This window comes from Methylomagnum sp., assembly GCF_054333355.1.
Genome location: NZ_JBTEKS010000177.1, coordinates 1 through 8,786 on the forward strand (window position 1 = coordinate 1; position 8,786 = coordinate 8,786).

Annotated in this window: 2 protein-coding genes; one reads left to right on the forward strand and one right to left on the reverse strand. The window is 67.4% G+C overall.

Annotated features, from left to right (window positions below):
* A partial coding sequence (locus tag ACXWUF_RS13685) for a choice-of-anchor I family protein (RefSeq protein ID WP_458495223.1) occupies positions 1-7,033 on the reverse strand: 7,033 nt, incomplete at its 3' end.
* A gap of 575 nt (positions 7,034-7,608) precedes the next feature.
* On the opposite strand from ACXWUF_RS13685, the gene ACXWUF_RS13690 reads away from it, so the two are divergent.
* Positions 7,609-8,772 carry a glycerophosphodiester phosphodiesterase gene (locus ACXWUF_RS13690; RefSeq protein WP_458495224.1) on the forward strand — a complete coding sequence of 388 codons (1,164 nt, stop codon included), beginning with the start codon at positions 7,609-7,611 and terminating at the stop codon, positions 8,770-8,772.
* The last annotated feature ends 14 nt before the right edge of the window (positions 8,773-8,786 follow it).

Consider the following 8,786-nt stretch of genomic DNA (forward strand, 5'->3'; position numbering starts at 1 on the left):
GTGTGCCGCCGAATTGGCGGGTGGCCGGATCAAAGGCCAGCCAGGCGGGCAAGGCCGCGCCATCCGCCAAGCTGGCGGCGTAGCCCAGCACGTCGCCGCTGTCGGCATCGGCGAAAGCGTCGGCGGGCACCTGGAAGCTGAACGCCCGCCCTTGGCTGGCGCTCTGGTCGGCCAGTTCATGGGCGACCGTGGGGGCGCGGTTGGCTTGGAAGCCAGGGCCGCCGGGGTCTTGAATCGCGCCATTGGCCGCGCCGTCCGCGTCGAAGGGGCCACCGTCCTGGATGGCGAAGTCGATGCGGGTCTTGCTGCCCACCGTTTCGATCTTGGTGGCGATGTCCTCCCATTGCTGGGTTTGCGGGTTGAGCTTCCAGTAGCCGTTCACCGGCACCGTGCCGTCCACGAACAGGCTCAGGTTGGCCGTGCCGCCGGGGGTGACGCCGCCCACCTGGAAGCTGAACCGGCCCAGCGGGAAGCTGACCCCGGCGGGCGCGTCGGTGGGCGCGGGCAAGGCTTGGACCTGCGTGAGGGGCAAGCCTTGGCTGCCGCTCAGGGTGACGTAGGACTTCGCGCCGGTCTGCTGGATGGATGGATCGACGGTCAGGGACGCCACGTTGGCCTGTTGGCTGTCGGCGATGCCGTCGCCGTTGCCATCGCCGGGGGCGCCGCCGTTGAGGCTGGGCACCTGGTCTTCGGGGCTGGGAGTAGGCGTGGGCGTGGTGCCGCCGCCGGTATCGCCGCCCGTATCGCCGCCCGTGCTGGCCGGGGTGATGGCGAAGCTCGCCGTGCCCTCATCGGTGCGGAAGTCGTCCACGCCGCGAGTGGTGCCGTTGTCCCGCGCCGTGTAATCGAAGCGAACCGTGCCGGTGGTGCCCGGCGCGGGGGTGAAGATCACATCCGTGCCGGACAGGCCCACCGTGCCGCCCACCGCGTTGCCCACGGCGACGATGGTCAGGCTTTGGCCGCTCTCATTGGCCGGGCCGGGCAGGTCGTTGGCGAGCAGGCTGGCGAAGCTGATAACGCGATTGCCCGAACCCGCCTCCACCGCCGACAGGCTGTCGTCCACCGCCACCGGCGCGTCGTTCACCGGGGCGATTTCGCCCGGCGAGCCGATTTCCGCCCCGTCGTTCACGGCGGCGAAGGCCGCGTGGGTGCCGACCACGCTGAGGCTGGCGATGGCCGCGCCGTTCAGGCCAGCGGCGTTGTCGAAGCTGGCGAACGGGCCGGTGGGGGAAGCGCCGAAGCTGACGCTGGCCCGCAACAGGTTGTTCGTGTCGTACAGATGGACCGCATCGCCGCCCGCGCCCAGGCCGATGCCGGCGCCGGTGTAGGTGCCGATTTGCAAGGACGCCGGGGCGTTGCCGCCGAACCAGGTGTTGATGAAGGCGGCCTTTGCGGCGGCGGGATCGGCGGACTCGATGAAGATCACCGATTCGCCCGGCGCGACGCTGGCGACGCCGTTCAGGGCCACGGCGGCGGCGGGCGAGCCGGAGGCGTCGTCCATCTTCCAGCCGCCGAGGTCCACCGGGAACGCCGTGGTGTTGGTCACTTCGAACCAGTCGGCGCCCACCGGGCTGTTGCCGCTGGACCAGGGCGCCACTTCGGAGATGAACAGCCTGCCGACCGTGCCGGGCGAGCCGATCTCCGTGGTGGTGCTGTTGGGGGCGGCGAACGCGCCGTTGACGCCGGTGGCGCTTAACGCGGTGATGGCCGCGTTGTTCAGGCCAGCGGCGTTGTTGAAGCTCAGGAACGGGACGCTGGTGGTGGACGCGCCGAACGTGACCCCGGCCTGCGGCACGCCGACGGCATCGAACAGGTTGACCGCGTCGCCGCCAGTGCCGAGTCCGACCCCGCCACCGCTGTAGCCGCCGATTTGTAAGGACGCCGGGGCGCTGCCGCCGAACCAGGTGTCGATGAAGGCGACCTTTGCGGCGGGGAGGTCGGCGGTCTCGATGAAGATCACCGATTCGCCCGGCGCGATGCTGGAAACGCCGGTCAGGGCCACCGCCGCCGCGAAGGTGTTGGAACTGTCGTCCATCTTCCAGCCGGTCAGGTCCACCGGGCTGGACCCCGTGTTGGTGACTTCAAACCAGTCCGCCGCGATGGTGCCGTTGCCGCTGGACCAGGGCGCCACCTCGGAGACGAACAGGGTGGGCTGGGCCGGGTTCTCGTTCACCACGTCGGTGACGGCTAGGGTGAAATTCGCCGTGAGGTCCGGGGTCGCGCCCACCGCCGGGTCGTCCACGTTGACGCTGACCGCGTAGGCAGCCTTGGACTCGAAGTCGAGGACCGTCCCGGCCTTGAGGTACAACGCGAAACCATTCACCTCGAACAAGCCCGCGTCGGGCCCGGTGAGGCTGAAGTTGTTGGTGCCCAGCCCGTCGTCGGTGAGGGCGAGGTCCGCGACCTTCAGCCGGGTGGCGGTGCTGGCGTTCTCCAGGACGGCGCTGGCCTGGTTGAGCAGGGCCAGCCCGGTGGGGGCGGCGTTGGGCACCTGGGCCGGGGCGTAGACCCAAAGCTGCGGATGGTCGAAGTCGCCGCCGCCGTTCTCGCTGACCACGTAGAGCGTGCCCGAGCGGTCCATGGTCAAGCCCTCGTGCTGCTGGTCGGCGACCGACAGCGGATTGCCCGGATCGTTCTGGATGGCGAGGCTGCTGCTTATAGTCCCGGTGCGGTCGATGTTGACGATCCTCCCGGATTCCTGGCTCAGCGCCAACAGGTGGCTGGCTTGGCTTAGCCCGTTCAGGGCCGGGATATTGGACAGGGCGTAGACATCGGCGAAATCCGCCACCCCGGCCAGCGCCGGGTCGAACAGGTTGGCGGAATTCACCGTGGTGGGCGAGCCGTTGCTGGCGGTGCCCGCCGTGAAGTCGATGGTGGTCTGGAAGATGCCCTGCGGCGAGGCTTCCTTGACGAAGACGTAGCCGCCGGTCAGGGGGTCGTAGGACAGCCCTTCCAGCCCGACATTGCCGACGTTGGTGCCCAGTGCCACCGTCTTGGCGTCGGTGCGGTTCAGGGTGGTCCCGGCGTGGTAGGTGAATTCCACGGCGTGGCGGTCGCGCTCCTCGGTCATCACGAACTGGCCGCCGCCGATGTAGGTCAGCCCCTCGGGATCGTAGAACTCGGTGCCCTGCGGGCTGGTTCCCGCCGCCAGGGTCATGGCGTCGATGAGCTGGCCGGTCTTGCTGACCTGGACCACGGAGGTGCCGCCGTCGCCCACCACGAACAGGGTGTCGGTGTCCCAGTTGTACGTGACCCCCGAGACTTCCTGGGCCAGCACGCTGCCGGCGGGCGCGGTGGTGCGGGTCGGCTCGGGCAGGTCGTAGCGGCCCACCCGGATGTAGGTGGCGAGGTCGATGCTGGATTGCAGCGCGCCGTCGGCGAATTGCAGGGTCTCGACATGGCTCAGTTGGTCGGTGCCGCCGGTGGCGGTGGTCACTTTCCAGGCGCCCAGGCCGGTTTGCAGGATCGAGGCGTCGGCCTGGTTGCCGCCGAATGTCACGGTGTCCTGGCCCGCGCCGCCGTCGATGCTGTCGTCGCCCGCCGTCGGGGTCAGGGGGTCGTCGCCGTTGCCACCATTGATGACCGAGCCTTGGAACACCGCGTCCGTGGCCCGGAGATTGAGGTTCTCGATGCGCAGGTCGGCGCTGGCCGGGGTGTCGGCCACCCCGTAAGCCGTGGCCGGGGTGGCATGGTGGGCGGTCAGATAGTCCTGGAACGCCTTCTGTTCGCCGAGGGTGTTGGCGGGTAGGTTGGCCGCCGCCGTGAAGTCCAGCGCCTCGTCGATGGCCGCGGAGAGGGTGCCGTCGGCGAGCAGGTAGCGGAAATTCTCGCCATTGGCCTTGATGGGGTAGCCGTCGCCGCCGTTGGCGGTGAAGTTCAGGGCCACCACGGCAATGCTGGCGGGGGCGCCGGGCAGCACCGCGCCATGCTCGACCACCCGGGCGACGACCTTGCCGTCCGCGTCCACCAGGGAAACATTGTCGATCTTCGCGCCGCCGGAATTGTCCGGGTCGTAGGAGAAGCGGATGCCGCCCACCTGCGGGTAGCCGCCGGACTGCTGGCCCGGGCCGCTGGAAAGGCCCGCCGCGAAGTTGAAGATGTTGAGCAGTCCCTGCGGGGTGGTGTCGAACGCCATCAGCTTGTTGTCGAAGCGCAGGGCGTTCTCGATGTCGAGCTGGGAGATGGCACCCGCTGGCTTCACGTCGGTGGCGGTGGGCGGCACCTTGGCGCCGTCCTCGTCGATGGCGCCGATGGAGGCGCGGAGTCCGCCGCCGTTCTTCAAGGAGACGATGTAGGGCTGGGCGGGCAAGGTGAGCGCCGCCGCTGCCCGGTTGGCGTCGGCGGTGACGTCGCCCAGGTTCACTTCCTGGGTGCGGCCATGGACCCGGTCGCCCTCCAGATAGACGCTGGTGTAGCCGTAGATCACGCTGTCCTTGGTGTTCACCACGGTGTCGATGGCGTTGACGATGGCCTGGACGCTGCTGCCGATGGGGCTGGACGCCACGATGGCCGCGGCGCTGGCGGTGCTGCCGTAGGCCGTTTGCAGGGTCGATTCGGTGGCCGAGTAGGCGCCGTTAATCGTTTTGCTCAGATTGGGAACGATCACTTCGCCCTGGGCGTTGAAGTCCACCAGCAGCCGACCGAGATACGTGTACTCGGTGTCGGTGGTGGCGATCAGGGTGGGCTTGCCGTCGGCGCCCGCCGCCACGATGGGGAAGGCGTCGGCGATGACGTCGGCGTCGTGGCCGGGGAAGCTGGCCGGCGTGTCGGTGCTGTCGCCCATGCGCTCGTGGCCGCCCCCGGCGATCATCACGTCGATGCCGGAGACCAGCGGCGCCAGCGCCTTGTTGCGGTCCAGGGTGTCCAACTGGTCCACCATCACGATCTTGTTCACGCCCTGCGCGGCCAGCGCGTCCGCCGCCGCCTGGACGTAGACCGCCACTTCCTGTAGGTCGGTGGTGTTCGGGTCGGCGTCGTCCTTGGGTGCCGTGCCGTTGGGCGAGGACTTGATGAGCAGGTCGAAGGTGGTGATGCCGATCAGGCCGATCTTCTCGCCGCCCTGAGCCACGACCGCGTAGGGCGCGATCTTGCCCTTGATGGCCGAGGCTTCCTGGCCCGCGTAGGCGTTGCTGGCCGTGCCGCCCAGGGAGGCGTCGGCGAGCCCGCGCAGGGAGCTATCGGCGGAGAAATTGAGGTTGGCCGTGAGCAGCGGGAACTGCGCCCCCGCCCAGGCGCCGGAGGCCGTGATGGCGCTTTGCAGCACCGGCGAGCCCAGGTCGAATTCGTGGTTGCCCAGGGCCGAGGCGTCGGTGCCGAAGGCGTTCATGATGGCGATGTCGGGGCGGCCCAGGGCGGTGGCGCCGATGCCAGCCACGGCGTTCAAAGAGGGATCCGCGCCCGCCACCAGCCAGGGTCCGGGGATGAAGCTGTCGCCCTCGCCCAGCACCAGGGTGTTGGCGTGCTGGTCGTCGAACCTGTCGATCAGGGCGCCCATGATGGGGGCCGTGTCCACGCCCAGCATCCCGCTCTCGCCGTAATAGTGCAGCAGTTGCAGGGAGTAGGCGGGGGCTTCTGCGACGCTGAACACCGAAAGGTTGTTGCTGACCTCGTTGCTGGCGACATACAGCGCTTGGCCGGTGGGCGAATCGGCGGCGGGGATGAACAGCGCGCCCTCCGGGTTCAGGTCGCCCGCACGCTGGGCGGTGCCGGTGTAGCTGACGTTGGCCGGGTCGGTGATGTCGAACACCAGGCTCAGGTGGGCGCGTTCCAGGGCCACGAAGGCGTAGGTCTTGCCGCCGATCACGCCCACCGTGACGCCCTCCGGCTCCGGCCCCTTGTTGTCGCTGCGGTCGTCGAACACCGCCGTCGTCACCAGCGTGGCGGCGATGCGCTCGATGATGTCGGCGCTGTCGAACACCCGGTCGCCGCTGGCGTCGAGGATGGAGAAGGAGCGCCCGCCGTACATCAGGATTTGGTCGATGTCGCCGTCGCCGTCGGTATCGCCGCGCAGGCCGGGCGCGTTGGCGACGGTGAGCCGGCCCAGTTGGGCGTTGGTCTTGAGCGCGGCTTCGTTGGGGAAGAGGGTGTTGTCGAGATCGTAGCCGCCGCTGCCGACCCGGATGGATTCGTCGGGATCGAGGAAATCGTTGCGGTCGTCGCCCTCGTTGGCGATGACATAAAAGGTGCCGCCGCCCACCTGATAGCTGGCGATGGCGTCCGGCATGTACAGCCCCCTAACCGGCATCCCGGTTTGCAGGTTGATGAGGGCGGTGTTGCCGGGTCCGTCCCGGTCGCTGTAGTCCGCCAGCAGGGTACTGAAATCCTTGGTGCCCAGCGGCACGATGCCGGTGAAGCTGGCGCTGGCGATGTCCAGGATGGCGACGGCGTTGGCCTCTTGCAGGGTCACCATGGCCTTGCCGCCGTCGGCGGACACCGCGATGTATTCCGGCTCCACATCGTCGGACACGCTCTGGCCCGGCCACAGCCGCACCCCGGCGGCGCTGAGGGCGGCTTCCTGGCCGTCGAAGCCGGTGAAGCCCGCCGTCTGCACGGTGGCGGAAGCCACCCCGCCGGTAATGTCGATGATCGACACCGAACCCTTCCCGCCCCAGTTGGCGTCGGAGACCACCTCGCCCTCGTTCGCCACCAGGATTTTCTTGCCATCCGGCGTGAAGCTCAGCATGTCGGGCAGGGCGCCCACGTCCACCGAGCCGAGCAGGGCGTGGTCGGCGGCGTTCAGGAACACCACCTTGCCGTTCAGCGCCTTGTCGGCGTTGGGCAGGGCCACCGCCACGACGCCATTCTTGACCGCCACGCTGGTCACGTCGGTGGTGGCGAAGCCCAGGCTGGTGAAGTCGAGGGTGGCGATGAGGGCGGGCGCCGCCGGATTGCTGAAATCCACCACTTGCAGCCCGGCGCTCGAGGTGACGAACAGCCGCTGGCTGGCCGGATCGAAGCCGCTGATTTCCGCGCCCGCGAGCGCCAAGTTGCCGATGGAGGTGAGGGTGAGGGCGTTGGTCGGGGTGGTTAGCATGGGATTTTCGCCGAGGTTGCGGTGAGGGGGCTTATTCTGGGAGCCTTGGGCGGCGGGTCGGCTCTGCCTACCCGGATTCGCCCTGGCCCGTTATTCACCTTCGGAGCGTAACAACCGTTTTTTTCAATCCCATTGCGTCTTGATGACAGGCCGGTTAGCCCGGACCCTTGCGCGGCTGTCATCTCACATGGACGTATGGGTTAAATTCAAACCCCTCCCCAGCCCTCCCCTTATCAGGGAAGGGAGGAAAAGCCCCTCTGATAAGGGAGGTTGGGGGGGTTAAACCGGGTATTCGAACGAAAACCTCTCTAAACCCGTCTCTCCGCCCGTGGTTCAAAACTACCGCGCTTTCTACGCACTCCCGGTGGCAGTGGTTTGAGGATTCCGTGAACGAACCCTTAACCCCCGCCGCCTCATCTCCCCCATCACGCAAAACAGTCGGCATTTCTTAACCCGCCGGTCATATCCATTACACCAAACGGCCCGACCATGTTGGAGGCACGCTAAGACGGGGGAAATCCTGATTTAGCCCCATCCCGAGCGTTCCGCCCAACCAAAAATACGGAGCATCCATCATGAAGAGGCTAATCCTGGCCGCCCTCGCGGCTTCCGCTGCCATGCCCGCCTGTGCCGGCAACACCTTTCCGACCCTGCACGGCAAGGCGCCGCTGGTCATCGGCCATCGGGGGGCCACCGGCTATTTTCCGGAGCACACCCTCGCGTCCTATCAGACCGCCATCAACGCCGGGGCCGATTTCATTGAGCCGGACTTGGTGTCCACCAAGGATGGCGTGCTGATCGCCCGCCACGAGGTGAACATCACCGAAACCACCGACGTGGCCGACCATCCCGAATTCGCCGCCCGCAAGACCAAGAAGACCATCGACGGCATCGTGGAGGAAGGCTGGTTCGCCGACGACTTCACACTCGCGGAAATCAAGACCCTGTACGCCAAGCAACGCCTGGCGTTCCGCAGCCAGTCCTACAACAAGCAATTCCGCGTCCCGACCTTCCAGGAAGTCATCAGCCTGGCCCGGGGCGAGGGCAAGCGGCTGCGCCGGACCATCGGCGTGTACCCGGAAACCAAGCATCCCACCTACCACCAGTCGGTGAACCTGCCGCTGGAAGACAACCTGTTGAAGGTGTTGAAGAAGAATGGCTGGAACAGCCGTAAGGCGCCGGTGTTCATCCAGTCATTCGAGACCGCCAACCTCAAGGGGTTGCGCCAGAAGACCAAGGTCCGGTTGATCCAGTTGGTGGACGCCGACGACACGGCGCTGGATGGCAGCATCATCCCGCTTCAGCCCTACGACTGGACGGCCGCGGGCGACACCCGCAAGTCGGATTATCTGGTCACCAAGCAAGGTCTGGCGGAAATCGCCCAGTACGCGGACGGGGTCGGCCCCTGGAAGCGCTACATCGTCAGCGTCAAAGGCGTGGATGCCAACGGCGATGGCAAGGCTGACGATGTGAACAAGGACGGCGCGGTGAACGACGCCGACAAGACCCGGCTGGCTCCCGCCAGCGTTGTCGCCGACGCCCACGCGGCGGGGCTGATGGTCCACACCTGGACCTTCCGCAACGAACCGCGCTATCTCGCCGCCGATTACCAGGGCGACCCCATCGAGGAGTACAAGCAGTTCTTCTGTTTAGGAATAGATGGGGTGTTCTCCGACTTCCCGGACACGGCGGTCAGCGGACGTTCCGTGGCGACTCTGGCGCCAAACGCCTGTCGGTGATGCGGGGAAAACTT

Bases quoted from the DNA above. Each gene is read 5' to 3' on its own strand.
- ACXWUF_RS13690 (WP_458495224.1), top strand. From the start codon at position 7,609: ATGAAGAGGCTAATCCTGGCCGCCCTCGCGGCTTCCGCTGCCATGCCC.